The organism is Pseudomonas sp. B2M1-30 (assembly GCF_025447575.1).
GTDB classification, from domain to species: domain Bacteria; phylum Pseudomonadota; class Gammaproteobacteria; order Pseudomonadales; family Pseudomonadaceae; genus Aquipseudomonas; species Aquipseudomonas botevensis.
In genome coordinates, this window is sequence record NZ_JAOEJT010000003.1 from 77,851 (window position 1) to 102,681 (window position 24,831).

General features: G+C 63.2%; 23 protein-coding genes. 16 read left to right on the forward strand and 7 right to left on the reverse strand.

Annotation, left to right across the window (positions count from 1 at the left end; genetic code table 11):
- Window positions 1-35: 35 nt before the first annotated feature.
- On the forward strand, window positions 36-2,813 hold the full coding sequence (locus N8H74_RS07060) for a hybrid sensor histidine kinase/response regulator (RefSeq protein ID WP_217834565.1): 2,778 nt from the start codon (window positions 36-38) through the stop codon (window positions 2,811-2,813).
- A 1-nt stretch (window position 2,814) separates the two neighbouring features.
- Here N8H74_RS07060 and N8H74_RS07065 read toward each other — a convergent pair whose 3' ends face one another.
- Both N8H74_RS07065 and N8H74_RS07070 read right to left on the reverse strand, forming a co-directional pair.
- Entirely contained in the window at window positions 2,815-3,570 is a 756-nt protein-coding gene (locus N8H74_RS07065; protein ID WP_262146755.1) for a hypothetical protein, read from the reverse strand.
- Window positions 3,571-4,365, reverse strand: coding sequence for a hypothetical protein (locus N8H74_RS07070; protein WP_262146756.1), 795 nt, complete (start codon window positions 4,363-4,365; stop codon window positions 3,571-3,573).
- Between the two features lie 251 nt (window positions 4,366-4,616).
- Between N8H74_RS07070 and N8H74_RS07075 the strand changes: the two genes are divergently transcribed.
- Window positions 4,617-5,213, forward strand: a complete 597-nt coding sequence (locus tag N8H74_RS07075; protein ID WP_262146757.1) for a MarC family protein — start codon at window positions 4,617-4,619, stop codon at window positions 5,211-5,213.
- 143 nt (window positions 5,214-5,356) lie between these two features.
- Here N8H74_RS07075 and cobJ read toward each other — a convergent pair whose 3' ends face one another.
- The 5 genes from cobJ to N8H74_RS07100 all read right to left on the reverse strand — a co-directional run bounded on the left by cobJ (window position 5,357) and on the right by N8H74_RS07100 (window position 10,505).
- Window positions 5,357-7,060 (reverse strand): precorrin-3B C(17)-methyltransferase, encoded by a 1,704-nt coding sequence (gene cobJ / locus N8H74_RS07080; protein ID WP_262146758.1) that lies wholly within the window; start codon window positions 7,058-7,060, stop codon window positions 5,357-5,359.
- Window positions 7,060-7,791, reverse strand: coding sequence for a precorrin-2 C(20)-methyltransferase (locus N8H74_RS07085; protein WP_262147100.1), 732 nt, complete (start codon window positions 7,789-7,791; stop codon window positions 7,060-7,062). The genes cobJ and N8H74_RS07085 overlap by 1 nt, the downstream gene beginning before the upstream one ends.
- On the reverse strand, window positions 7,791-8,417 hold the full coding sequence (locus N8H74_RS07090; protein WP_262146759.1) for a precorrin-8X methylmutase: 627 nt from the start codon (window positions 8,415-8,417) through the stop codon (window positions 7,791-7,793). Before N8H74_RS07090 ends, N8H74_RS07085 begins: the two co-directional genes overlap by 1 nt.
- The gene (cobG, locus tag N8H74_RS07095) at window positions 8,410-9,708 is read right to left on the reverse strand and encodes a precorrin-3B synthase (RefSeq protein ID WP_279309288.1); all 1,299 of its coding nucleotides are present in this window, start codon (window positions 9,706-9,708) and stop codon (window positions 8,410-8,412) included. Before cobG ends, N8H74_RS07090 begins: the two co-directional genes overlap by 8 nt.
- Before the next feature lie 146 nt (window positions 9,709-9,854).
- A complete protein-coding gene (locus N8H74_RS07100; RefSeq protein ID WP_262146761.1) occupies window positions 9,855-10,505 on the reverse strand; it encodes a hypothetical protein in 651 nt (216 codons plus the stop codon).
- A 186-nt stretch (window positions 10,506-10,691) separates the two neighbouring features.
- On the opposite strand from N8H74_RS07100, the gene cbiE reads away from it, so the two are divergent.
- The 14 genes from cbiE to N8H74_RS07170 all read left to right on the forward strand — a co-directional run bounded on the left by cbiE (window position 10,692) and on the right by N8H74_RS07170 (window position 24,815).
- Window positions 10,692-11,903, forward strand: a complete 1,212-nt coding sequence (gene cbiE / locus N8H74_RS07105) for a precorrin-6y C5,15-methyltransferase (decarboxylating) subunit CbiE (RefSeq protein WP_262146762.1) — start codon at window positions 10,692-10,694, stop codon at window positions 11,901-11,903.
- Window positions 11,896-12,993, forward strand: a complete 1,098-nt coding sequence (locus tag N8H74_RS07110; RefSeq protein WP_262146763.1) for a cobalt-precorrin-5B (C(1))-methyltransferase — start codon at window positions 11,896-11,898, stop codon at window positions 12,991-12,993. Before cbiE ends, N8H74_RS07110 begins: the two co-directional genes overlap by 8 nt.
- The gene (locus tag N8H74_RS07115; protein ID WP_262146764.1) at window positions 12,990-13,718 is read left to right on the forward strand and encodes a cobalt-precorrin-6A reductase; all 729 of its coding nucleotides are present in this window, start codon (window positions 12,990-12,992) and stop codon (window positions 13,716-13,718) included. Before N8H74_RS07110 ends, N8H74_RS07115 begins: the two co-directional genes overlap by 4 nt.
- Before the next feature lie 191 nt (window positions 13,719-13,909).
- Window positions 13,910-14,212, forward strand: coding sequence for a type II toxin-antitoxin system RelE/ParE family toxin (locus N8H74_RS07120; protein WP_102620223.1), 303 nt, complete (start codon window positions 13,910-13,912; stop codon window positions 14,210-14,212).
- 3 nt (window positions 14,213-14,215) lie between these two features.
- Complete coding sequence (locus tag N8H74_RS07125; RefSeq protein WP_085609233.1) at window positions 14,216-14,506, forward strand: addiction module antidote protein; 291 nt, start codon at window positions 14,216-14,218, stop codon at window positions 14,504-14,506.
- Between the two features lie 97 nt (window positions 14,507-14,603).
- Window positions 14,604-15,005: a DUF2946 domain-containing protein gene (locus N8H74_RS07130; RefSeq protein ID WP_217832665.1), complete on the forward strand. Its 402-nt coding sequence runs from the start codon at window positions 14,604-14,606 to the stop codon at window positions 15,003-15,005.
- A gap of 48 nt (window positions 15,006-15,053) precedes the next feature.
- Window positions 15,054-15,533 carry a copper chaperone PCu(A)C gene (locus tag N8H74_RS07135; protein WP_217832666.1) on the forward strand — a complete coding sequence of 160 codons (480 nt, stop codon included), beginning with the start codon at window positions 15,054-15,056 and terminating at the stop codon, window positions 15,531-15,533.
- 21 nt (window positions 15,534-15,554) lie between these two features.
- A complete protein-coding gene (locus N8H74_RS07140) occupies window positions 15,555-16,001 on the forward strand; it encodes a DUF2946 domain-containing protein (RefSeq protein ID WP_217832667.1) in 447 nt (148 codons plus the stop codon).
- A gap of 84 nt (window positions 16,002-16,085) precedes the next feature.
- The gene (locus tag N8H74_RS07145; protein WP_262146765.1) at window positions 16,086-18,203 is read left to right on the forward strand and encodes a TonB-dependent copper receptor; all 2,118 of its coding nucleotides are present in this window, start codon (window positions 16,086-16,088) and stop codon (window positions 18,201-18,203) included.
- A gap of 86 nt (window positions 18,204-18,289) precedes the next feature.
- Window positions 18,290-19,669 carry a PepSY domain-containing protein gene (locus tag N8H74_RS07150; protein WP_217832669.1) on the forward strand — a complete coding sequence of 460 codons (1,380 nt, stop codon included), beginning with the start codon at window positions 18,290-18,292 and terminating at the stop codon, window positions 19,667-19,669.
- Window positions 19,670-19,820: 151 nt separating this feature from the next.
- Window positions 19,821-21,947 (forward strand): TonB-dependent receptor, encoded by a 2,127-nt coding sequence (locus tag N8H74_RS07155; RefSeq protein WP_262146766.1) that lies wholly within the window; start codon window positions 19,821-19,823, stop codon window positions 21,945-21,947.
- A 122-nt stretch (window positions 21,948-22,069) separates the two neighbouring features.
- Window positions 22,070-22,864: an ABC transporter ATP-binding protein gene (locus tag N8H74_RS07160; RefSeq protein ID WP_262146767.1), complete on the forward strand. Its 795-nt coding sequence runs from the start codon at window positions 22,070-22,072 to the stop codon at window positions 22,862-22,864.
- On the forward strand, window positions 22,861-23,808 hold the full coding sequence (locus tag N8H74_RS07165; RefSeq protein WP_262146768.1) for an ABC transporter substrate-binding protein: 948 nt from the start codon (window positions 22,861-22,863) through the stop codon (window positions 23,806-23,808). The genes N8H74_RS07160 and N8H74_RS07165 overlap by 4 nt, the downstream gene beginning before the upstream one ends.
- Window positions 23,805-24,815, forward strand: coding sequence for an iron ABC transporter permease (locus tag N8H74_RS07170; RefSeq protein WP_217832673.1), 1,011 nt, complete (start codon window positions 23,805-23,807; stop codon window positions 24,813-24,815). Before N8H74_RS07165 ends, N8H74_RS07170 begins: the two co-directional genes overlap by 4 nt.
- Window positions 24,816-24,831: the final 16 nt, after the last annotated feature.

Consider the following 24,831-nt stretch of genomic DNA (forward strand, 5'->3'; position numbering starts at 1 on the left):
ATATTCTGGTTCCAACCTACGATAGGGATTTCGCCGTGCGCTGGCTCAGGATTGCCATAGGACTCACCGTCACACTGCTGACCTTGCTCTGCATGCTTCCGGCCCAGGCCGCACAAGGCAGTGGCTGGGCGGTATTGCTCGACGATCAGGGCAATCTGCAACTGAGCGACATCCGTTCCGCCCGCTACACCAATCAATTCAGCCCCATCGACCTCGATCGCCTGACGGCGGCCGAACCCGATGGCGCGCTCTGGCTGCGCTTCAGACTGGCGCCCGGCAAGCACGAACAAGTGCTGCGGATCTTCGCCCCCGACCTGTCGCACCTGAACCTGTACGTGCTGGACGGCGAAAAGCTGATCGAGCAACGGGAAACCGGCACCGCCCAGCCCCAGGTCGAACGGCCGCTGCCCAGCAGCGATTTCATGCTGCCGCTGCCGCAAAGCGACAAGCCCCTCGATGTCTATCTGCGACTGGTCTCCGATCACCAGTTGCGCCCCTATATCACCCTGCAATCGGCGGTGATGAGCGCGGCCAGTCAGAACCAGACACTGGTCTACGGCCTGCTGTTCGGCTGTCTCGGGATGCTGATCCTGCACAATCTGATCCGCTACGCCTACACCCGTTCGCGCAGCAGTCTGTGGCTGGCGGTGTGTGAAGGTCTGCTGAGCCTGAGCCTGTTGCTGCTGCTCAACCTCGCCGGGCCATGGCTGCCGAACTGGCACGCGATCCAGACTCCGGGCGCCTATCTGGCCCTGCTGCTGACCGCCCCCGCCGGGCTGATGTTCGCCTACCGCTTCTTCTCGCCGCTCGGTGCGCATCCGCTGAACAAGCTGTTGCTCGGCGACATCCTGTTCATCGTGATCTGCAGCCTGCTGCTGTTGTTCGTCAACACTCTGCCGCTGAATTTCATCACTTACGCCCTGGTCGCCCTGGCCGGTCTGAGCATGCTGCTGGTCGGTTTCTATCACTGGCAGAAGGGCTACCGCCCTGCCCGACTGTTCGTCGCCGCCATGGTGATATTCAACATCGGCACGCTGATCATCCTCCCGGCCCTGCTCGGCTTGACCCTGGTGGCGCCGCAAGGCCTGATCATGACCCTGATGGCGTTCATCTGCATCAGCGGCCTGTTGATGAGCATTGCCCTGGGCGAGCGCCAGCGCAGCATCACTGAAAGCCATTTCAGCATCAGCCGCGACCTTGCCGCCAGCAACGCCGAAATCAATGCCAAGGCCGAATTCCTGGCCAAGATCAGCCATGAGATCCGCACACCGATGAACGGTGTGCTGGGCATGACCGAACTGCTCCTCGGCACGCCGCTGTCGGTCAAGCAGCGCGACTACGTGCAGACCATCCACAGCGCCGGCAACGAGCTGCTGACCCTGATCAACGAGATTCTCGACATCTCCAAACTGGAATCCGGGCAGATCGAACTGGACGATGTGCAGTTCGATCTCAACGCCCTGATCGACGATTGCCTGAGCATCTACCGGGCCAAGGCCGAACAGCAGAACGTCGAGCTGATCAGCTTCATTCAGCCGCAGGTCCCCCGGGTCATCAGCGGCGATCCGACCCGTCTGCGCCAGACCCTGCTGAGCCTCCTGGAAAACGCCCTGAAGAAAACCGAAGAGGGCGAAGTCCTGGTGGTGGTCGCCCTCGACGAACGCAGCAGCAAGCCGCGCCTGCGCATCGCCGTGCAGGACAGCGGCCAGCCGATGGAGCAGGACGAGCGCGAAGCGCTGATGCACGCCGAGCTGCACAGCAAGCATTTCCTGTCGGCCAATCGCCTGGGCGGCAACCTCGGCCTGGTGATCGCCCGGCAGCTGATCCGTCTGATGCAGGGCGAGTTCGGCATCAAGAGCGGCGGCAGCCAGGGCAGCACCTTATGGCTGACCCTGCCGCTGGACCCGGATCGCCTGGAACACCCGACGTCCGATCTCGACGGCCCGCTGCAAGGTGCGCGGGTGCTGGTGGTCGACGACAACGACACCTGCCGCAAGGTGCTGGTGCAGCAATGCAGCGCCTGGGGCCTGAACGTCAGCGCCGTGCCATCGGGCAAGGAAGCACTGGCCCTGCTGCGCACCAAAGCCCACTTGCGCGACTACTTCGACATTGTGCTGCTGGATCAGAACATGCCCGGCATGACCGGCATGCAACTGGCGGCCAAGATCAAGGAAGACCCGAGCCTGAACCACGACATCCTGCTGATCATGCTCACCGGCATCAGCAATGCGCCGAGCAAGATCATCGCGCGCAATTCGGGGATCAAGCGCATCCTGGCCAAACCGGTGGCCGGGTATACCCTCAAGACCACCCTCGCCGACGAGTTAAACCAGCGCAATCGCGGGCAAGTGGTGTTCCAGCCTCAGGTCGTCACAGCGGCCACGACGGTCAAGGTGCCAAGCGATTTCCGTATTCTGGTGGCCGAAGACAACACCATTTCCACCAAGGTTATTCGCGGCATGCTCGGCAAGCTCAACCTGCAACCGGACACCGCGAGCAACGGCGAAGAAGCCTTGCAGGCGATGAAGGCCCAGCGGTACGACCTGGTGCTGATGGACTGCGAGATGCCGATTCTCGATGGTTTCTCCGCCACCCAGCAGCTGCGTGCCTGGGAAGTCGGCAACCAGCGCACCCGCACGCCGATCGTGGCGCTGACCGCGCACATTCTTGCCGAGCACAAGGAGCGCGCGCGCCAGGCCGGGATGGACGGGCACATGGCCAAACCGGTGGAGCTGTCACAGTTGCGCGAGCTGATCGAACACTGGGTCGCCCAGCGTGACCAGCACAACCGCAGCACGGCACACACCTCTTAACTCAGAGAGCAGCCGCTCCAGGCACTTCCCGGATCAGCTCGGCGAACGGTTCCAGACGTTTGCCGAGCGCCGCCCGAACGGGCTTGTGCAACGCCGTGACCAGATCTGCCTGAAAGAATCGTTGTTCGATAACGCCGGCCACATTGTCAGCGTTGAAAACCCGGGCAAACGGATTGCCCCTATCCCCTGCCGAAGCGCTCAACATCAGATAAGCCGCATTCAGCCGAAGGCCGGGCTGCGCCACCACGACCAGAAAATGAAACTGATCGATGGCCGCGACCTCCTCGTCACCCGGTTCTTCCCGCCGCTGAACCCTTTCCCGCAGGAAACTCACAACCGGGTCGGTCGGCGGTAACCCGGCGATGTATTGCAGAATGGCCGAACATTCGGCGACCTCGTGACTTTGCAGCCCGTTGCCCAACTGCTCCACCAGACAATCCACAGGCGCCACTGAGGCGCCGGGTTGCGGGGTGAACTTGTCCCACGTCACTGATTGCTGCAACCAGGTGTCTTTCAGCACTTGTTGCCAGATTGAGTACCATTCTCCGTATTCGGAAGTAAGCGGATATCTTTTAGTGGCTGCCAACTGTGCAAACAACAATGAATGTTGAACATCCTGCTTTTCCTGAATGGACATTTGCGCAGGTAGAACGACCAATGCACCCGCATTGATAAATACCGAATATTGTTTTTGCATCATCGCCTCCCTTACATGAGCAAATGGCGACATCACTGTCGCCATTTGTTTTTTATCCAATCAGATATCCCACTCACTGACTTGCTTGACCGCACGATCGCCCAGTTTCCCGGCAATAATGGCGCGCGTCTTTTCAATGATCGACGGCACCATGGTCATATGCGATTCACCGCGATACAGATCCACCGAACTGCTGTCCCAATTGACGAACAGAACTTTGGTCTGGTTAGTGCGATTGATGAAACGTACCGCGCCCAGAGTCAGGATGACTTCCCGACCTTCGGTTTCGATGCACGAACCCACGGCAAAACCACCGGTGCCTTTCTCCTTGATGTTCTGATCGAACACCTTGAGCGGCTGCTCGCTTTTTTGCAGCGACGCCATGGCATCGGAAGCGACCTTGAGCAGCAGCGCGGAAGTCGGGCTTGGCACGGCGGCCGCCGCGACGGCGGAGCTGAGGATGGTCAGTGCCAGTTGATCCATGGTGAAGGTTTTGCCGGAGGCGGCGGTGGAATCGTAATAGCGCTTGAGCACGACCCAGCCGCAGTCCTGGATGGCCGCGAGAAATGTCTGATACCACTCTTTGCCCTGATTATCCGCAGGGTACTTCTTGGTCGCCGCCAGCGAAGCAAACAGATAAGTATTCAGTACATCGGTACGGTTCTGATCAGACATGCCCGAGACAAACGAAAGAACAGCGTCACCCACAATCGAAGCACGGCTTGGCTCTTCGACATTGAAGGCTGCCAGCCTCGGAAAACTGCGTGGCGCCAGTACCACTTCCTCTGGCGTTACATCATAGGCACTCAGACGCTCAAGACGCTCGGCGATAGTTACAACAGGGTTCTTTTTCATGTTTTATTTTCCTTTGCTTAGTTTAAGCAGACCCTTCCTGAGTCCGCGATAAAAACTTACGCAAGAAAAACAAAACCAACAAGCCGGCAAGTATTACCAATAAAGAACAATAGCAAGTTACAAACACCAAACTAATAACCGGAAACTTTCTTAGTTCTTGAAAACAGCAAAAAACAAAACCGCGATCAAGCCGACAGACCGTGCGGCGCCTGATAGACTCCGTTCAACTTTCGTCGGTGCAGGTTCCAGTCATGCTCCATGTGCTGTTCAGCGTTTACCTGAAGATGCTGGTGCTCTACAGCCCATTCTTCGTGTTGTCCTGCTTCATCAGCCTGACTCGCGGTTATTCGCGCAAGGAGCAACGGCGCCTGGCGTGGAAAGTGGCGATCGCCACGTTGATCTCCAGCGTTTTGCTGTACTTGTTCGGGCGCGTGATCTTCGATGTATTCGGCATCACCGTGGATGCGTTCCGCATCGGCGCCGGCAGCGTGCTGTTCATCTCGGCGCTGGGGATGGCGCAGGGCAAACCGGCAGTACAGGCCGACAACGTGCAGCAGGACGTGACCATCGTGCCGCTGACCATTCCGCTGACGGTGGGTCCCGGCACCATCGGCGCCCTGTTGGTCATGGGCGTCAGCCAGCCACATTGGGACGACAAGCTCACCGCCATCATGAGCATCGCCCTGGCGAGTTTCACCGTGGGCGTGGTGCTGTACCTGTCTAACCGCATCGAGCGGATTCTCGGCGATCAGGGGTTGCAGATCGTCAGCCGGCTGATGGGATTGTTTGTGTGCGCGCTGGCCGCGCAGATCATCTTTACCGGGGTCAAAGGCTATCTGGTGCCTTGATCCCGACCGGTGCCTCGCTCAATGGCGATCGACGACCCGCCGCGCACCAGGCAACCCCGACACATAAAAAAAGGCCACGAACCTCACGTTCGCGGCCTTTTTTCATCGCCGTTCAACTGCAGCAGCCACACTGCGACGCTCTATCAACCCAGCGGCTTTTCACCGTACCAGCGCGGGGTGTAGACCCACTCACCGCCGCCGCTGCGAGCGAAGGTGCAGGTGGTGGACGAACCGATCAGCACCATGGTGCGCATGTCCACTTGCTCGGGCGTCAAGGCGCCGAGCGTCGTCACGCGCAAGGTCTGCCCCGGCCGACCGATGTCGCGGCCCAGCACCACCGGCGTTTGCGCGGTCCGGTGCTGGCCAACGATTTCCAGCGCGCGCCCCAACTGCCACGGGCGTGCCTTGGAGATCGGGTTGTAGAAGGCCAGCGCCAGATCGGCCTCGGCAGCCAGATCCAGACGCTTTTCGATGATCGACCACGGTTTGAGGTTGTCCGACAGCGACATCACGCAGAAGTCATGGCCCAGCGGCGCTCCGGCCTGGGCGGCGGTGGCGAGCGACGCGGAAACCCCCGGCAATATCTCCAGATCGACGCTGTGCCACGCCGGATCGTCCGATTCGTGCAGCGCTTCGAGCACCGCTGCTGCCATGGCGAACACACCCGGATCGCCAGACGAGACGACGATCACCGAACGCCCTTCGGCCGCCAGCCGGAAGGCGTGGCGGGCACGCTGCATTTCTTCGCGGTTGTCGGTGCAATGCTGGATCTGGTCGTCGCGGAACGGGCCGGCCATGCGCACATAGGTTTCGTAACCCAGCACGTCGGTGGCCCGGGCCAGTTCGGCTTTCACCGCCGGCACCATCAGTTCGGCGGCACCCGGGCCGAGGCCGATCACCGCCAGGCGTCCGCGTGGACGACCGATCGCGCTGACATCCAGCGGCTGTTCGGCCACGGCGATGGCAAGATCATGGGCCGTCGCAATGATCTTCGCTGCAGGGATCGCGCCGCGCGCCAGTTCGCCGAGGTCGGTTGTGGACGCGACAAAGCGCAGCGGCACGCCCAGCTCCAGCGCTGTTTCGCGCAGGATCGGGTCGGCCATTCGGTCATCCGCCGCCACAAGGCAGGCCAGCGATTGAATGGCCACATCAGCCGCGTGCAACGCGCCACGAATGGTGTTCGGCAGATCCACCCCCTCGGCACCGACCGCGACCGCCACGCTGCGCGGATAAATCCGCAGTTCGTTGGCGCTCGCGGCACGCGCATCACTGCCGACATGGATCGAACGCCGGGCCTGCGGATCTTCCGGCAGTTGCGCCTGAGCCAGCCATGGCGCCGCACCTTCGATGCGGACGCTGTGGCCGGCCAGCAGATCGGAGACAAAGCGCTTGCCCGACTCCAGATCGTCGAGCGTGTAACCGCTCGGTGGATTGAGCAGGCAGGTGCCGAAACGCAGCTCGCCACTGGTGGTGATCGCAGCGGCGACTTGCAGCCCGGCGGCGATGTCCCGCGCCATGCCGTTGACCCCGCCCAACCCGCCCAGCAGCGGCACCACCGCGCTGCCGTCTTCGGCGACGGCCAGCACCGGCGGCTCGGCGCCCTTCTCCAGCAACAGCGGCGCCAGAGTGCGAATGACGATACCGGCCGCGCACAGGGCGATGATCGGTGTGTCCTGCTGATACAACTCACGCAGGGTCGCGCCGAATTCCTGGTAGATGCGGTCGGCGCCCTCGACCCGTCCGGCGAGGCCGTGGATCTGCGCGGCCGGATACACTTGCTGAATGCGCCGGGCCGTGTTCAGGCTGCCCTGACCAAGGATGACGATGGCGGGAGTGGAATGGGTCATCAGCCTTGCCACCGTTCGCCGGGCACGATAATCAGCGAGAAGTACGGCGACGACATCGGCTCGACCTGATCCAGAGGCACGATCTTCTGGTTGGCCATGGTCGCGCGCTCGACATACAGCGCGCGCTCGGCCAGTCCCAGCTCTTCGAGCACCGCACGGACTTTGGGGAAGTTGCGCCCCAGTTTCATGATCACCGCCGCGTCGGCATCCGCCAGGCGCCGCTTCAACTCTTCGTGGGGCAACACGCCGGACAGCACCGACAGGCTCTGGTTGCGATACACCAGCGGCGCACCCAGCACCGAAGCGCCGCCCAGCATCGAGCACACCCCCGGCACCACTTCGGCGTCGTAACGCGTGGCCAGGCGATCATGCAGGTACATGTAGGAGCCGTAGAAGAACGGATCGCCTTCGCAGATCACCGCCACATCACGCCCGGCATCCAGGTGCGCCGCCAACGCCTCGGCGGCTTCGTCGTAGAAGTCGCTGATCACTTGCTCATAGGACAGCGGGGCCGGCAGCGCTTCGGTGGTCACCGGGTATACCAGCGGCAACAGATTCTGGGCGTCCTGCAGATGCGCTTCGATGATGCCGAAGGCGTTGCCCTTCTTGCCCTTGGCGACGAAGTACGCCACCACGGGTGATTCGCGCAACAGGCGCAGGGCCTTGACGGTAATCAGTTCCGGATCACCGGGGCCGACGCCCAGGCCAATCAAACGTCCTGGTTGCTGCATCATTCGATCTCCGTGGCGAGGGCATTGACGGCGGCGGCGGCCATGGCGCTGCCGCCGAGCCGGCCTTGCATGATCACAAACGGTACGCCGCGACTGTCCGCCGCCAGCGCGGCTTTCGATTCGGCCGCGCCGACGAAGCCTACCGGGAAGCCGAGAATCAGCGCCGGTTTCGGCGCGCCGGCGTCGAGCATTTCCAGCAGGTAGAACAACGCCGTCGGCGCGTTGCCGATCACCACCACGCTGCCTTCCAGGTGCGGTCGCCACAGCTCCAGGGCCACCGCCGAGCGGGTGTTGCCCAGCTCACGGGCCAGTTCCGGGACGCTGTCATCACGCAGGGTGCAGATCACCTGGTTGTTCGCCGGCAGGCGCGCACGGGTGACACCTTCGGAGACCATCCGCGCATCGCACAGGATCGGCGCACCAGCGGCCAGCGCATCGCGCCCGGCCTTGCCGGCACCCTCGGAAAATTGCAGGCCGTCGACCGCCTCGACCATGCCGCAGGCGTGGATCACCCGCACCGCGAGTTTTTCCAGGTCGGCCGGGATGCGCGCCAGGTTGGCCTCGCTGCGAATGATCGCGAAGGAGTTGCGATAGATCTCCTGACCGTCGCGGATGTAATCAAGCATCAAGGGGGCTCCGTGAGCGGGCGACGAGCAAGGTCGCGGCCGCTTCGATAGTAAGGTTATGAGCGTGCAGCGCGCCGAAACCCGGCTGCGCGGCATCGCGGAAATAGACGTCGTAATGACCGGGGCCGACCGCCAGCAACGTCACCGGGGCACGGTGCGCGGCGGCGCAGGAACGCAGGCAGCCGGACAGATGCACATCGAGCGCCTGCGGCAGCAGCGTCGCCAGAAGCCGCGCATCGCCCTTGGTGTCGGCCAGGCCTTTGCCGCAACCCACGGCGCCGGTGCAGGCGATCAGACGCGACAGCGGCTGGCCGGGATCGCTCAGCAGGTTCAGTCGGGTGAGGCCGCGGAGGGCTTCGGCGGCATGGGCCGATTGCACATTCGGCAGCAACAGGCTTTGCCATGGGGTGAGACGCAGGCTGCCGTCGCCGAACTCACGGGCCAGTCGGGCCGCACCGCGCAGCATGTCCGGGTCGAGCCGCCCGAGCGGTGGCGCGGCGCCGACATAATTCGAACCGTGGATGTTTTGCGGGTGAATGCCGAGGTGCAAGGCGCTCACCATCGGCAGCCGTTGCCAGGCACCAACAGCGCGCACCGGCAGGCGCGCCCTGAGCAGATCGACAAACGCCGGCGTCGGTAACTCGTCGAGCAAATGGCGCATCCGCGTCTGCTCGGGGCGCGCCCGTTCAAGAAACAATTCCAGCACCGCAACCACCAGGGCGAAGCCGTTTTCCACAGTCACGGCGCCCACCGGCCGATCCGTAGGGCATCCGGCCAACCCGAACGCCAGCAGGCTTTCGCCGTCGCACTCGAAGGCCGACAGCCACAGGTCATGATGATGTTCGAGCATCGCCAGCGCTTCGCCGCCGTCCAGTTGCACGGCGAACTTGGCGCTCAACTCATGGAAGCGCGGATGGGTTTGCAGGGTGTCAAGGATGCGGGCGGCCAGCGGACGGGTGTCGAAACGCATCTGCCGGTCGATCCCGGCACCGGGACTGAGCATCAGATTGCGCACGTCATCACCGGCGGCGGTGCGCGGGCCGAGACCGGCGGCGAGCAGGCTGTCGATCAGCGCCGTCGATTGCTCGCCGATCCCGCGAATCTGCAGATTGGCTCGATTGGTCGCCTCGATCGCGCCACCGGCAAAGCGTTCGGCGGCCTCGGCCACCGCATCGGCCTGATCGGCGCTGATCGAACCGCCATCGAGCTTGATCCGGCAGATCCCGCCGTCCAGCGCCTGGACGATACGCAGCAACCCCGGACAGGCCGAGGGACGTAATGCGGTGGACATCGGGCGTTCGTTCAAGGGATGACCGGCTGACAGGCAGCGCCAGGGTGGGCGAAAGGTCGCCATTATGCCTGCTTTGCCCGAGTGCATGAAAACGCCTGTCGGTCGGATCGTGGCCCGGTCTGCCGGAATCCGTGCGGCGGACTGCTCTACAACTCGTAATCCGCGAAATTGAACGACAGGTTTTGCAGCACTTTTTCCACGCCGGCCCGGCGCGCCTCCAGGACCCGGCGGCTGATCAGCACCCGCCGCGCGCGGATATCGAGCTGGTTCATCGCTTGCGAAACGTCCCAGAACAAGTAGCGGGTATTCAAACTCGACTTGATGAACCGCACATGGGTCACCACCAGTTCCATATCCCCGGCGGCGTTGTAGCTGACCGGCACAATCTTCAGGTCGAACACCTTGCCGCTGATGCCCTTGGTCTTCTCCAGCAACTCGACCCGTTGCTCGAGGGTCGCCAGTCCCGATTCCACTCCCGCCACTTGCTCAGGTGCGAGCAGGTGCGTCGCCACCCTCATCCACGCCTGTTTCACGCTTCCCGAAAACTGCGGCTGGACGTACTCGACCGGCGGCTGGTCGCGGTTCCAGCCGTGGGACCAGAGGACGTCGGCGTAGTAATCGATCCAGCGCCCTGGCTGGGTTTCGCTGTTGTAGGTGCTGTCCGCCTGCTGCTTCGCCAGATAGGTGCAGTTCAGCGCGAAGCGGTAATCGTCCCTCGGCTGCCCTTGCAGGCCGGTGAGCAAAATATCGCCCACCAGGGTCGCCCGATGGCTGAGCACGCCTGTTCTTGCATTCATATCCATATGTCTTCCTGCCAATCCTGGCACTGGTTCAAGTTCATCCGCACCCTAGCAAAAACCTCGAACCCGACAACCGGCTTTCAACCACAGGAAGTTTCCCCGACCGACAACCGAGCAGCGCGGCGCAGCAGTCGGCGCGCTATCATGCCGCCTTTGCCCGCGAACAGATGATTGAGGAACAGCATGACGCCCTGGCTGACGGTGGTGGGAATCGGTGAAGACGGCTTCAAGGGCCTGGGCAAGCACGCCCGGCGTGCCCTGATGGGCGCGTCGCGGATCATCGGTGGTCAGCGTCAACTGGAGCTGCTGCCGGTGTGCATCCGGGGTGAGCGCCAGTTGTGGCCGAGTCCGTTTTCCCTGGCGCCGGTGCTGGAGCGGCGCGGCGAAGCGGTGTGCGTGCTGGCCAGCGGCGATCCGATGTTCTACGGCGTCGGCGCCAGCCTTGCGCGCCAGGTGCCCACTGCCGAGATGCTGATCCTGCCCGCGCCGTCGTCCTGTTCCCTGGCCGCCGCCCGTCTCGGCTGGCCGTTGCAGGATGTGGTGATTGTGTCGCTGGTCGCCCGCCCGTTGGCCGCCCTCAATGCCCAGTTGTTCAGCGGCGTCCGGCTGTTGCTGCTGAGCAACGATGGCGAGAGTCCGGCGGCGGTCGCCGGGTTGTTGCGCGAGCGCGGCTTCGGTGCGAGCCGGATCAGCGTGCTGGAACACCTGGGTGGCAGCGCCGAGCGCCGCATCGACGGCACCGCCGACGACTGGCGCGACGCGCCTTGCGCGGATCTCAACGTGATCGCCATCGAGTGCCTGGCCGACAGCAACACGCCGCGCCTGTCACGCCTCGCCGGCCTGCCGGACTCGGCGTTCCGCCACGACGGCCAACTGACCAAACGCGACGTGCGCGCCATCACCCTCGCCCGCCTCGCCCCGACACCCGGCGAACTGCTGTGGGACGTCGGCGCCGGCAGCGGTTCGATCGGCATCGAATGGATGCGCGCGCACCCGAGTTGCCGCGCCCTGGCCATCGAGGCCGATGACGGCCGCCAGCAACTGATCGAACACAACCGCGATGCGCTGGGCGTACCGGGCCTGCAACTGATTCGCGGCAGCGCACCGCAGGCGCTGGCCGGACTGGAGCGTCCGGACGCGATTTTCATTGGCGGCGGCGTGACCCGCGAGGGCGTACTCGACACCTGTTGGGAACAGCTCAAGCCCGGTGGCCGACTGGTCGCCAACGCGGTGACCCTGCAAAGCGAAACCACCCTGATGCACTTTCGCCAGCGCCACGGCGGCGAACTGACCCGCATCCATGTCGCTCAGGCCCAACCGCTGGGCGAGTTCGACACCTGGCGCCAGGCGCTGCCGATCACCCTGCTGGATCTGGTCAAACCCCGCGATGCGTGACGAAACCGCCGAACAACCCGCCCCCCTGCGCAGCGGCCTGACCACCGGCAGTTGCGCCACCGCCACCAGTCTCGCCGCCGCGCGCCTGCTGCTCGGCGGCGGCTCGGCCGACGCGGTGCAGATCACACTGCCAAAAGGCAAGCAGGTGCAGATGCGCCTGGAGTTCTGCCGGCTGAGCGACGATGGTGCCGAAGCCGGGACAATCAAGGATGCCGGCGACGACCCGGACGTGACCCACGGCGCCCTGTTGTTTTCGCGAGTGCGCTTGCAGGCCGAGCCGGGCATTCGCTTTTACGCCGGCCGGGGCGTGGGCACGGTGACCCGACCGGGCCTGGTGCTGAGCGTGGGCGAACCGGCGATCAACCCGGTGCCGCGCAAAATGATCAGCGATCACCTGAGCCTGCTCGCCGAAGAAACCGGTTATCGCGGCGGCTTCGAGGTCACGGTGAACGTCGAGGGCGGCGAAGCCCTGGCGCTGAAAACCATGAACCCGCGCCTGGGGATTCTCGGCGGCTTGTCGATCCTCGGCACCAGCGGCATCGTCCGGCCGTTTTCCTGCGCGGCATACATCGCCTCGATCCATCAGGGCATCGACGTGGCGAAGACCAACGGCTACCTGCACATCGCCGCCTGCACCGGCAACGCCAGCGAAGACACCATGCGCCGGGTCTACGACCTGCCGGAAATCGCCCTGATCGAAATGGGCGACTTCGTCGGCGCGGTGCTCAAGCATCTGCGCAAAGTGCCTGTGGATAAACTCAGCCTGTGCGGCGGTTTCGGCAAGATCAGCAAACTGGCGGCCGGGCACATGGACCTGCACTCGCGGCATTCGAGCATCGACCTGCCGCAACTGGCCGAATGGGCCGCTGCGATCGGCGCCGACGAGGTGTTGCAGCAGGCCATTCGCGAGGCCAACACCAGTCAGCAGGCGTTGGCGATGGCCAACGCGGCAGGGATTGCCCTGGGCGATGAGGTTTGCCGCCATGCACTGGAATTCGCCCGCAGCGTGGTGCCTGCGCAAGTGCAGGTCGAAGTGTTTGCGATTGATCGTCAGGGCGGCATCGTCGGCCATGCGGGAGCTTTTGTATGAAACGGATTCTGTTGCTGGGCGGTGTGACTGAAGCACTGGCCATCGCGCGCACTTTGGGGCCGGAACACATTTACAGCCTGGCCGGGGTGGGACGGGTGCCGACCGATCTGACGTGCCAGGTGCGCGTCGGCGGCTACGGTGGTGCGGAAGGTCTGGCGCAGTTCATTCGCGACGAAGGCATCACACTTTTGCTCGACGCGACTCACCCCTACGCCGCACAGATCAGCCACAACGCCGCCACCGCCGCGCAACTCACCGATATCCCCTGCTGGGCCCTGCGCCGCCCCGCGTGGCAACCGCAGCCAGGCGATGACTGGCGCGAAGTCGCCGATTGGGCCGAACTGATCACCGCCCTGGAACCCTTCCGCCGCCCCCTGTTCACCCTTGGCCGCGAACCGCTGCAACACCTTGATGAAATCCCTGCGCACCAGTTCTGGACCCTGCGCGCCCTCGACGTCTCCCCCGGCAACGAACGCTGCGAAGTCATCGGCGCCCGTGGGCCTTTTCTGCTGGAGGATGAACGGGCGCTGTTCGAACGACGGCAGATCGACGTTCTGATCAGCAAGAACAGCGGCAGCACCGCGACCGAGCCGAAGCTGGAAGTGGCACGGGAGCTTGGGGTGCCGGTGATGGTGTTGAAGCGGCCGGTGTTGGCGGGGGTTGATCGGGAGTTCATGAGTACGTCTGAAATCCTGGAAGCCCTCTCTACGTCAGATAATTCCTGATTTCTAGATAATCCTTGATTTGACCGGCAGACTTTCAGGAAGCAGCTGACTGTTCGCCCCTGCCACCTCACGCCAAGATTTCGGTTCCTTTAATCCACACAGATTTGCAGCGAGCAAATTCTTGAAGCGCACTGCTGCCCTCAAGAAAAATGCGGCTTGTCAGTCTGTATCCCAAGGAATACGATTTCGACATGATCGAATTTGAACGATCCCCTGCATTTGCCGATTGGCTCGACTCGATGAAAGACACCAATGGCAAAGCTCGCATCATCGCCAGAATTCGAGGTGCAGAGCATGGAAACATGGGTGATTGCGAATTCGTTGGCAGTGCCGTTTATGAAATGCGTGTTCACTACGGTCCCGGCTACAGGATGTACTTCACACGTAAAGGTGACGTGATTTATCTGCTACTGCTGGGGGGCGACAAGTCGACACAAAAACGAGATATCAAACGCGCCATCCGGATGGCGCAAAGCATCGGTAATGAGGAGTAAGTCATGACCGAAAAATTCACCCGCTTCGACGCTGCAGAGTTTCTTAAAACGCCGGAAGAAATGGCGGCTTACCTGGACGCCTGTTTTGACGAAGATGCTGGCGATGGCGTTCTCATCCGTGCAGCGCTTAATGACATTGCCCGCGCCCAAGGCATGACCCAGGTTGCACGAGATGCAGGTCTGGGCCGCGAAAGCCTTTATAAAGCGCTGAGCAGCACTGGCAATCCGGAATTCGCGACTATCATGAAAGTCATGAAGGCGCTGGGTTTGCGGTTGCATGCCGTAGCAGGCTGAATCCTCTGCGACACCAAACCGCACGACGCTTTTTTACTTATCGGCCCTGATCAGGCTAAATAGCCGCGCCTGATCGCCCACCCGACGGATCTGCCCCATGAACCGACACCGGCTTGCCATTGCCTGGATCGCCTGCTTTGCAGTGCTGTTCAACATGCTCGCCATGCCGTTGACGGGCGCGATGGCGCAAGCGGCGCAGTCGCCGACAGAGCAGTTGCTGTGGAGCAGTTTCTGCACCGGCAGCGGGACGAAGATGGTGGCGATCGACATCGGCAGCCTCGATCAGAAAGCCCCGCAAGGCGGTGACAATCATTCGACCATGCAGCATTGCTGGTGCTGTTCCGGGTCGGCGCCGGTGGTGGCATTGCCGGGGCATGCGCCGCAGCTGTATTTCGCCCAATACGAAAGCAATCGCAGCGTGGCACCCGCCTTGCTGCAAACCCCGACCCCGCGCCAGCAATGGCCGAGCCTCAATCCCCGCGCGTCTCCTCTGGTTTGATTTGTTCCCGCATTTGACCTGCGTTTCAAATCGTTCTGGAGAACTGCCATGTTGAACAAACTCATCGTCCTGGCCGCGTTGCTGTTGCCTGCGTGCTTCGCCCATGCCCACGAATACAAGGCCGGCGAGCTGGAAATCGCCCACCCGTGGTCCCAGGAGCTGCCGCCCAATGCCCCGACTGTCGCGGCGTATTTCGTGATTCACAACGCCGGCAAGACCGCCGACCGTCTGCTCAGCGTCGATTCCCCCATCGCCCCCAAGGCTGAATTGCATGAGCATGTGATGCAGGGCGACCTGATGAAAATGCAGCAGGTGCCAAGCGTGGCGATCCCGGCGGGCGAGAACGTGACCTTCGCGCCGATGGCCTATCACGTGATGCTGCTCAACCCGACCGATCGCAGCCTGCTCAGCGACGGCAAGCGCTTCCCGCTGACGATGCACTTCGAGAAGGCCGGTGACGTGACCGTCGAAGTCGCCGTGCAAAAGAAGCCGCCGGAAGCCACGCAGGCCCACGCGCACGCCCAGTAATCGCTGCGGCAGCCTGCGGCCATGCGCCCGCTCAGCGCCAGGACTTCCAGACAGCGTCGTCAGACTGAACACCTGACTCGCGGCAGCTGGATCGCCCTGTTCGCCATGTTGATGATCTTCATCGGCCCACTGATTTCTCAGTCGATGCCGATGGATCAACACGCCTCGATGTCCATGCCGATGAGCATGGAGATGTCGATGGACATGCCGGGCATGGACCACGGCGAGCACGCCGCACAACCGAGCGCCGAACACTGTCCGCCGACGTCCTCGCATCACGCGATGTGGGAAAAATGCGGTTATTGCAGCCTGCTGTTCAACTGCCCGGCACTGACCGGTGGCGGCACTTTCGCCGCGTTCAGTATCCCGCCGGTCAACACCTTCACCACTCCGTCCCCGCGCCTGGGCCATGCCCGGCAAACCTTCTTCCCCGGCGCCCGCACCCGCGCGCCCCCCGTCAACGCGTAACGACCAACACTTGATGGCACACGGTTGAGAAGACAGCTTCAGGCTGCCGGCCGTGTGGTTTACGACCGTTTGATGGAAATTGTCATGTCCAGGTTTACCGCTGTCCCACGCTTGAGCCCTGCCCAGGCGCCCTTTGCCCTGAACGAAACCCGCGTTCGTTGCAGGCACGCTACCGCCGTCCTTTGCGGCGTACTGCTGTCGCCACTGGTCCACGCCGACGATCACGCCGGCCACGCCGAAGAGCTGAGTCCGACGGTGATCACCGCCATCGCCCCGAGCTCGCCGCTGACCGTCGTCACCAATCCCAAGGATCCGCGCCAACCGGTGCCGGCCAGCGATGGCGGCGATTATCTGAAGACCATTCCCGGCTTCGCCCTGGTGCGCAACGGCGGCACCAACGGCGATCCGGTGCTGCGCGGCATGTTCGGTTCACGGCTGAACATCCTCACCAACGGCAGCATGATGCTCGGTGCCTGCCCCGGCCGGATGGACGCGCCGACCTCCTACATTTCGCCGGAAACCTACGACAAGCTGACGGTGATCAAAGGTCCGCAAACCGTACTCTACGGACCAGGCGCATCGGCAGGCACCATCCTGTTCGACCGCGAACCGGAAAACTTCGGCGAACTCGGCACACGGGTGAACGCCAGCGTGCTGGCCGGCTCCCACGGGCGCTTCGACAAAGTGGTCGATGCCGCTGCCGGCGGCTCGCTGGGCTATGTGCGGGTGATCGGCAACACCGCGCATTCCGACGACTACCGCGACGGCAACAACGACATCGTTGCCTCGCGCTACGACAAGTGGAACGGCGATATCGCGGTCGGCTGGACGCCGGATGCCGACACCCTGATCGAGTTGACCGCCGGCAAGGGCGACGGCGAAGCCCGCTACGCCGGACGCGGCATGGACGGTTCGCAGTTCCTGCGCGAAAGCCTCGGCCTGCGCTTCGAAAAATCCAACCTCAGCGATGTGCTGGAGAAGCTCGAAGCGCAGGTCTACTACAACTACGCCGACCATGTGATGGACAACTACACCCTGCGCACGCCGTCCGGCACCGGGATGATGGCCGGCCCCATGGCGTCCAACGTCGACCGCCGCACCCTCGGCGCGCGAGTCAAAGCCACCTGGCGCTGGGCCGACATCCAGTTGATCACCGGCCTCGATGCGCAGACCAACGAGCATCGGCAGCGCAGCGCCATGGGTATCGATGCCTACAAAGATCTGCCCTACACCAAGGACGCGGACTTCCATAACTACGGGGTGTTCAGCGAACTGACCTGGTACGCCGTCGACCGCGACCGCTTGATCACCGGCGCCCGGGTCGACCGCGCTTCGGCCAAGGATTACCGCCAGCGCATCGGCTCGGGAATGATGTCGCGGCCCAATCCGACCGCCGACGACACCCGCGCCGACACCCTGCCCAGCGGCTTCGTGCGTTACGAGCATGACCTGGCCGACAGCCCGACCACACTCTATGCCGGCCTCGGCCACGCGCAGCGCTTCCCGGACTACTGGGAACTGTTTTCCGCCAACAGCGGCCCGGTCGGCTCGGTCAATGCGTTCGACTCGATCAAGCCGGAAAAAACCACTCAGCTCGACTTCGGCGTGAACTACAAGAGCGCCGCTCTCGAAGCCTGGGCCTCGGGCTACATCGGCCAGGTACGTGACTACATCCTGTTCGACTACACCCCGGGAATGATGGGCACCACCTCCCGCGCCGAGAACATCGACGCGCGGATCATGGGCGGCGAACTCGGTGCTGCCTACAGACTCACCGACCACTGGAAAGCCGATGCGACCCTGGCCTACGCCTGGGGCAAGAACAGCAGCGACGGCAAGGCTCTGCCGCAGATGCCGCCGCTGGACGCACGTTTCGGCCTGACCTACAGCGAAGACAACTGGAGCGCCGGCGCCCTGTGGAGGGTGGTTGCCGCGCAAAACCGTATCGACCAGAACAAAGGCAACGTGGTCGGCAAGGACTACGACAAGAGTTCGGGCTTCGGCGTGTTCTCACTCAACGGTGCCTACCGGATCAACCAGCACTGGAAGGTCAGTACCGGCGTCGACAACCTGTTCGGCAAGGCTTATGCCGAACACCTGAACCTGGCGGGCAACGCCGGATTCGGCTACCCGGCCAACGACCCGCAAGCCATCAATGAACCGGGGCGCACGCTCTGGACAAAAGTGGATATGAGCTTCTAGGGACAGTAAGGGCACCACCCCTTCCCTGTGGGAGGGGCGGTGTTCGACAAACAACTAAAAGATCCAAGCCAAGCGGAGCACACGTGATGAAACAGCCCAAACCGAATTTCTACAACCTGGCCTGGCGTTGGCATTTTTATGCCGGATTATTCGTCGCGCCGTTCATGGTGATGCTGGCCCTGACCGGCATCATTTATCTGTTCAAGCCGCAGCTCGATTCGCTGATGTACAGCAGCCTGCTCAATGTCCCCGCCGGGCATCACACGGTGCCGGCCGACGACCTCCTGCAGCGGGTGAAAAGCGCTTATCCACAAGGTCAGGTCAGCCAGTACCTGCCGCCGGTGAACGCCGAACGCAGCGCGCAATTCGTGGTGAAGAATGCCGGCCACGAACTGAACGTGTTCGTCGACCCCTACCACGGTGACATCCTCGGCGAGCAGGATGCCAAACAGAACCTGCAAGCCCTTGCCCGGGCAATCCATGGCGAGTTGATGATCGGCACCGTCGGTGACCGGCTGATCGAAATGGCCGCCGGTTGGGGCGTGGTGCTGGTGGTGTCAGGGGTTTTCCTGTGGTGGCCACGGGGCCAGGCGGCGGGAATTCTCTGGCCGCGCCTGAATCGCCGCGGTCGCGTGCTGTGGCGTGACCTGCACGCGGTCACCGGGTTCTGGGGCGCCGCGTTGCTGCTGGTGATGTTGCTCAGCGGCATGACCTGGACCGGGTTCTGGGGCAAGCAATACGCCCAGGTGTGGAACGTGTTCCCGGCGGCCATGTGGGACAACGTGCCGACCTCCGACGTCGAGGCCCGCAGCCTCAACAGCGCCACGCGCCAGACCGTGCCGTGGGCCATGGAAAACACACCGATGCCGATGTCCGGTGACCACGCCGAGCACATGGCCCACGGCGGCATGGACCACGGCCCCGCCGCGCCGACCATCAGCCTGCAGGACGTGCAGAACATCGCGATTCAGCGCCAGGTCGAACCGGGCTACAGCATTACCCTGCCGACTACCGCCACCGGCGTGTTCACCATCGCGGTGTTCGCCGACGATCCGCGCAACGACGCCACCCTGCATGTCGACCAGTACACCGGCAAGGTCCTGGCCGATGTGCGTTTCGAGCAATACGGCGCCGTCGCCCGCGCCACGGAAATCGGCGTGATGCTCCACGAAGGCAAGATGTTCGGCACCTTCAACCAAATCGTTGTGTTGCTGATCTGCCTGATGATTCTGCTCAGCGCCGTCAGTGGCGTGGTGATCTGGTGGAAGCGCCGGCCACAGGGCAAATTCGGCGTGCCGCCACTGCGTCATGACTTGCCGAAGTGGAAAACCGGGGTGGCGATCATGCTCGCTCTGGCGGTGGTGTTTCCGCTGGTGGGGGCGTCGCTGGTGGTGGTCTGGCTGCTGGACCGGCTGCTGCTCGCGCGCCTGGCCGGCCAAACTGAATCCGCCTCATCTTCATCATGAAACAGGCGAGATGCGTGATTTAGACAGCTCTTTAAACTGCCGGGGCTTAAACCCCGGTTATTTTTAGTGTTACTGTATAACACTAATTGACCGCCCTGCCCGCCGTCGAAAACGGCGGGTTTTCTTTTGCAGAAGCGATTTACCGTCTCCGATGAACAAGTACCTCTTGTCCAGTCTCTGCCTGTTCGCGCTGAACAACAGCGCCCACGCCGACAACGCCCCGCTGACACTGCCCACCGGCACCATCACCGCGCCGGCCGTTGACGATGAAACCGTCAGCCTGACCACACCGACCAGCGCCGGCTCGCGCCTGAACCTCACGGCCATGGAAACCCCGGCCAGTGTCGAAAGCCTGAGCGGCGAGCAGGTCCGTGCCCGTGGCGACCGCAGCGTGCAGGACGCGGTGTCACGCAGCACCGGCATCAGCCGCACCGGTACGCCGGGCGACGGCGGCACGTCGCTGCAGGCGCGCGGTTTCACCGGGCAGAGTTCGGTGATGCAGTTGTATGACGGCAATCGTATGTACACCGGCATGGGCACCGTGACGTTCCCGGTCGATACCTGGTCGGTGGAGCGCGTCGACGTCCTGCGCGGCCCGGCCTCGGTGCTGTACGGCGAAGGCGCGACTGGCGCGGTGGTCAACGTGATCCCGAAGAAACCGTTCGAAGGCGAAATCGAAAACCACCTGCGCGTCGGTTACGGCTCGTTCGACAGCCAGCAACAGGCGTTCGACAGCGGCGGCTCGCTGAGCGACACCCTGAGCTATCGCCTGAACCTCAATCGCCTGCGCAGCAACGGCTGGGTCGATCGCGGCGACTCTTCCAGCGACTTCATCAGCGCCGCCCTGCGCTGGCAGGCCAGCGACGATCTGAGCTTCACCCTGGCCCACGACTACGGCGACCAGCGCCCGCAAAACTACTTCGGCACGCCGCTGATCAACGGGCAATTGAAGGACAGCCTGCGCAACAAGAACTACAACGTGCGCGACGACAAGCAGCACTACAACGATCAATGGACGCGCCTGACCAGCGACTGGCAGATCAACGACGCGGTCAGCGCCAGCAACGAGCTGTACTACCTCAAGGCCCAGCACCGCTGGCAGAACGCCGAGAACTACAACTTCGACAGCGCCAGCCAGCAACTCAGCCGCAGCGGTTACTTCGGCATCGGCCACCGGCAGGAACAGGTCGGCGACCGCCAGACGTTCACCTTCAGGCACTCGCTGTTCGGCCTCGACAGCCAGACCGTGACCGGCATCGACTACAACCGCATCCGCTTCCAGCTCAACAGCAATTCACCGTTCAACGACCTGTTGGCGAACGGTCAGCCGGTGGATCTGTATCACCCGCAGCCGGGTTATTTCGAGAGCGCCAATCCGTATCGCGACCAGTTCGACAGCACCACCAGACAGATGTCGGTGTTTGCCGAAAACCGTACGCAACTGAGCGAACGCTGGTCGCTGGTGACTGGTGTACGCCGCGACTACGTGCATGTCGATCGCAACAATCTGGTGGATGGCAGCCAGAGCGACAAGACCCTGACCGGCAATAACTGGAAGACCGGGCTGGTGTTTGCGCTGACCCCGCAGACCTCGTTTTACGGCCAGATCGCGACCAGCACCGATGGCATCGGCGGGTTGATTTCCCTCAGTCCGGGCCAGCAGCAATACGACTTGTCCACCGCCCGGCAAACCGAGATCGGCATGAAGCAACTGTTCTGGGATCAGCGCGGCGAATTCACCCTGGCGGCGTATCGCATCGTGAAAAAGAAACTGCTGACCGACGATCCAGGCAACCCGACGCTCAAGCAGCAGGTCGGCCAGCAGTCGTCCAACGGACTGGAAGCCAGCCTCGATCTGCAACTGCCACAGGCCTGGCAACTGCAAGCCAACGCCGCGATCGTCAAGGCCAAATACGACGAATTCGAAGAAGTGGTGGGCGGCGTGCCGGTGTCGCGCAACGGCAATCGCCCGGTGGACGTACCACGTCGAACCGCCAACCTGTGGCTGAGCAAGGCGCTGAGCGATGACTTGAAGGCGGGTGCCGGGGTGCGTTATGTCGACGCGCGTTATGCCGACATGGCCAACCGCAACGAACTGCCGAGCTACACCGTGGTCGATGCGACGCTGTCATGGAAAGCCCTGCGCAACACGACGCTGGGGTTGCAGGTGAACAACCTGTTTGACCGCCAGTATGCGCAGAGCCAGTACAACGAGGGGCAACAATGGATTCTTGGCGAGCCGCGCTCGTTTTTCGTCACGGCCGACTACACCTTTTGATCCATGGACGCCTTGCCCTCACCCCCTTGGGGGGTGAGGGCTGGGCGGGCGGCGTTCCGATGAGGGGCGAGTGATCCCACTGACACCCCAAAAAACCCAATCCCACCAACCACCGGAACCCAATGACCACCCTGACCCTCGACACCCTCGCCTGGACCCCATTGGGCCACGACCACGGCCACTGCCATCACCAGTTCCAGCTGCGTGACGCCTCGCTGCACGTGGCCGCCGAAGAGTTTGTCGGGCTGATCGGTCCCAACGGCAGCGGCAAGACCAGTCTGTTGCGCTGCGCCTACCGCTTCAGCCGACCGGAACACGGCGAAGTCCGTTTCGATCATCACAACGTCTGGAAGCAATCGTCGCGCTGGTGCGCGCAACGCATCGCCGTGGTCTTGCAGGAATTTCCCGACGCCTTCGGCCTGACCGTCGAAGAAGTGGTCGCCATGGGGCGCACACCGCACAAAGGTCTGTTCGACGGCGACACCCTTGAAGACCGCCGCCTCGCCACCCAGGCCCTTCAATCCGTCGGCCTGCAAGGCTTCGAAGACCACGCCTTCGCCACCCTCTCCGGCGGTGAAAAACAGCGTGTCATCCTCGCCCGCGCCCTGACCCAGCAACCGCAACTGCTGATCCTCGACGAGCCGACCAACCACCTCGACCCGCGCTATCAACTGGAGCTGTTGCAGTTGGTCAGGCAGCTGAAGATCGGCACCCTGGCGAGCATTCACGACCTGAATCTCGCCGCCGCTTTCTGTGATCGGCTGTATGTGATCGACCACGGCCGCATCGTCGCCAGCGGCACTCCACGGCAAGTGCTTAGCGTCGAGTTGCTGCGCGAGGTCTTCGGCGTCGAGGCGCTGATCGACACCCACCCGCTTCACGACTACCCGCGAATCACCTGGATAACCCGACCATGACCGTACGTTCCCTGCTGTGCGTCGCCCTCTTGCTGTGCAGTGCCCAGGCCTTGGCCGAAGCCACGAAATACCCGCTGACCGTGCACAGCTGCAACCGTGAGGTAACGTTCAGCGAAGCGCCGAAACACGCGGTCAGCCACGACATCAACATGACCCAGATGATGCTCGCCCTCGGCCTCAAGCCGCGCATGGCCGGCTACAGCGGGGTCAGTGGCTGGAAGTCGGTGACGCCGGACATGCAATCGCTGCTCGACGGCCTGCCGGAGCTGGCGGCGAAATACCCGTCGGTGGAAACCCTGCTCAATGCCAACGTCGATTTCTTCTTTGCCGGCTGGGATTACGGCATGCGCGTCGGCGGCGACCTCACCCCGCAGACCCTGCAACCGCTGGGCATCAATGTCTATGAGCTGACTGAATCCTGCGCCTTCGTGATGAAGCGTCCGGCCGCGACCCTGGAAGGCACCTACAACGACCTGCGCAACCTCGGCAAAATCTTCGACGTGCAGGATCGCGCCAACGCCCTGATCGCCGACATGCAGAACCAGGTCGCCGAGATCCGCAAAGACCTGCCGGCGCAACAGCCCCGGGTGTTCCTCTACGACAGCGGCGAAGACCGCGCCATGACCTCCGGCCGCCTCGGCATGCCCCAGGCACTGATCGACGCCGCTGGCGGGCGCAACATCCTCGATGACATCGAAGCGAGCTGGACCCGGGTCAACTGGGAAACCGTGGTCGAACGCAATCCGCAGGTGATCGTGATCGTCGACTACAGCGAAATCACCGCCGAGCAGAAGATCCGCTTTCTGCTCGACAACAAGGCCCTGCAATCGGTGGACGCGATCAAGAACCAGCGCTTCATCGTCATCCCCTACGTGCAGGCCACGCCGGGGATCGACAACGTGCTCGCGGTGGAAACCCTGGCCAAAGGGTTCCACGGCGAATGATCAATCGTCGCTATGCCTGGCTGCTGCTCGCCCTCGGCGCGGTGCTGCTGGTGTCGTGCGTGGTGTCCCTGGGTTTCGGCCCGGCGCGGGTGCCGGTGGACGTGGTGTGGCGGATTCTGCTGCACAAGCTGTTCGGTTTCGGCGAAGTGAACTGGAGCGCCGGCCAGGAACACATCGTCTGGCTGATCCGCGTGCCGCGCATGCTGCTCGGTGCGCTGGTGGGCGCCGGGCTGGCGCTGATCGGTGCGGTGCTGCAAGCGGTGACGCGCAATCCGCTGGCCGATCCGCACCTGCTCGGCGTCACCTCGGGCGCGACCCTGGGGGCGGTGATCGTGGTGCTGCATGTGGGTGAAATCGTCGGTTTGCTGACCCTGCCGATTGCCGCGTTTATCGGCGCGTTGCTGAGCATGTTGCTGGTTCTGGGCATCGCCAATCGTCAGGGCCGGCTCGACAGTGATCGGCTGCTGTTGTGCGGCGTTGCGGTGTCGTTCGTGATGATGGCGATCGCCAACCTGCTGCTGTTCATGGGCGACCACCGTGCCAGCTCTGCCGTGATGTTCTGGATGCTCGGCGGCCTCGGGCTGGCGCGCTGGGAACTGCTGACGGTGCCGGCCCTGAGCGTGTTGCTCGGGCTGGTGCTGCTGCTGGGCATGGCGCGCCCGCTGAACGGGTTGATGGCGGGCGAGCAGACCGCCGTGACCCTGGGCCTGAACGCCCGCACGGTGCGCTTGCGGGTATTCGTGATCGCCTCGTTGATGACCGGCGTGCTGGTGTCGATCAGCGGCTCCATCGGTTTTGTCGGGCTGATGGTGCCGCACATCGCCAGGCGCCTGATCGGTGCCGAACACCGGCGTCTGCTGCCGGTGTGCGTGCTGCTCGGCAGCGTGTTCCTGGTGTGGGTCGACGTTGCCGCACGCACCCTGATCGCCCCCGAGGATCTGCCGATCGGCGTGGCCACGGCCGCCCTCGGCGGGCTGTTTTTCATCGGCCTGATGCGCAGGAAATAACCCGCAGGGTGATGCG

Excerpts from the sequence above, each read along its gene's own strand:
- N8H74_RS07160 (WP_262146767.1), top strand. The coding sequence starts at position 22,070 with ATGACCACCCTGACCCTCGACACCCTCGCCTGGACCCCATTGGGCCAC.
- N8H74_RS07100 (WP_262146761.1), bottom strand. The coding sequence starts at position 10,505 with ATGAATGCAAGAACAGGCGTGCTCAGCCATCGGGCGACCCTGGTGGGC.
- N8H74_RS07155 (WP_262146766.1), top strand. The coding sequence starts at position 19,821 with ATGAACAAGTACCTCTTGTCCAGTCTCTGCCTGTTCGCGCTGAACAAC.
- N8H74_RS07070 (WP_262146756.1), bottom strand. The coding sequence starts at position 4,365 with ATGAAAAAGAACCCTGTTGTAACTATCGCCGAGCGTCTTGAGCGTCTG.
- N8H74_RS07120 (WP_102620223.1), top strand. The coding sequence starts at position 13,910 with ATGATCGAATTTGAACGATCCCCTGCATTTGCCGATTGGCTCGACTCG.
- cobG (WP_279309288.1), bottom strand. The coding sequence starts at position 9,708 with ATGTCCACCGCATTACGTCCCTCGGCCTGTCCGGGGTTGCTGCGTATC.
- N8H74_RS07125 (WP_085609233.1), top strand. The coding sequence starts at position 14,216 with ATGACCGAAAAATTCACCCGCTTCGACGCTGCAGAGTTTCTTAAAACG.
- N8H74_RS07150 (WP_217832669.1), top strand. The coding sequence starts at position 18,290 with ATGAAACAGCCCAAACCGAATTTCTACAACCTGGCCTGGCGTTGGCAT.
- N8H74_RS07135 (WP_217832666.1), top strand. The coding sequence starts at position 15,054 with ATGTTGAACAAACTCATCGTCCTGGCCGCGTTGCTGTTGCCTGCGTGC.
- N8H74_RS07090 (WP_262146759.1), bottom strand. The coding sequence starts at position 8,417 with ATGCTTGATTACATCCGCGACGGTCAGGAGATCTATCGCAACTCCTTC.
- N8H74_RS07165 (WP_262146768.1), top strand. The coding sequence starts at position 22,861 with ATGACCGTACGTTCCCTGCTGTGCGTCGCCCTCTTGCTGTGCAGTGCC.
- N8H74_RS07170 (WP_217832673.1), top strand. The coding sequence starts at position 23,805 with ATGATCAATCGTCGCTATGCCTGGCTGCTGCTCGCCCTCGGCGCGGTG.
- cbiE (WP_262146762.1), top strand. The coding sequence starts at position 10,692 with ATGACGCCCTGGCTGACGGTGGTGGGAATCGGTGAAGACGGCTTCAAG.
- N8H74_RS07130 (WP_217832665.1), top strand. The coding sequence starts at position 14,604 with ATGAACCGACACCGGCTTGCCATTGCCTGGATCGCCTGCTTTGCAGTG.
- cobJ (WP_262146758.1), bottom strand. The coding sequence starts at position 7,060 with ATGACCCATTCCACTCCCGCCATCGTCATCCTTGGTCAGGGCAGCCTG.
- N8H74_RS07075 (WP_262146757.1), top strand. The coding sequence starts at position 4,617 with ATGCTCCATGTGCTGTTCAGCGTTTACCTGAAGATGCTGGTGCTCTAC.
- N8H74_RS07110 (WP_262146763.1), top strand. The coding sequence starts at position 11,896 with ATGCGTGACGAAACCGCCGAACAACCCGCCCCCCTGCGCAGCGGCCTG.
- N8H74_RS07145 (WP_262146765.1), top strand. The coding sequence starts at position 16,086 with ATGTCCAGGTTTACCGCTGTCCCACGCTTGAGCCCTGCCCAGGCGCCC.
- N8H74_RS07085 (WP_262147100.1), bottom strand. The coding sequence starts at position 7,791 with ATGCAGCAACCAGGACGTTTGATTGGCCTGGGCGTCGGCCCCGGTGAT.
- N8H74_RS07115 (WP_262146764.1), top strand. The coding sequence starts at position 12,990 with ATGAAACGGATTCTGTTGCTGGGCGGTGTGACTGAAGCACTGGCCATC.
- N8H74_RS07140 (WP_217832667.1), top strand. The coding sequence starts at position 15,555 with ATGCGCCCGCTCAGCGCCAGGACTTCCAGACAGCGTCGTCAGACTGAA.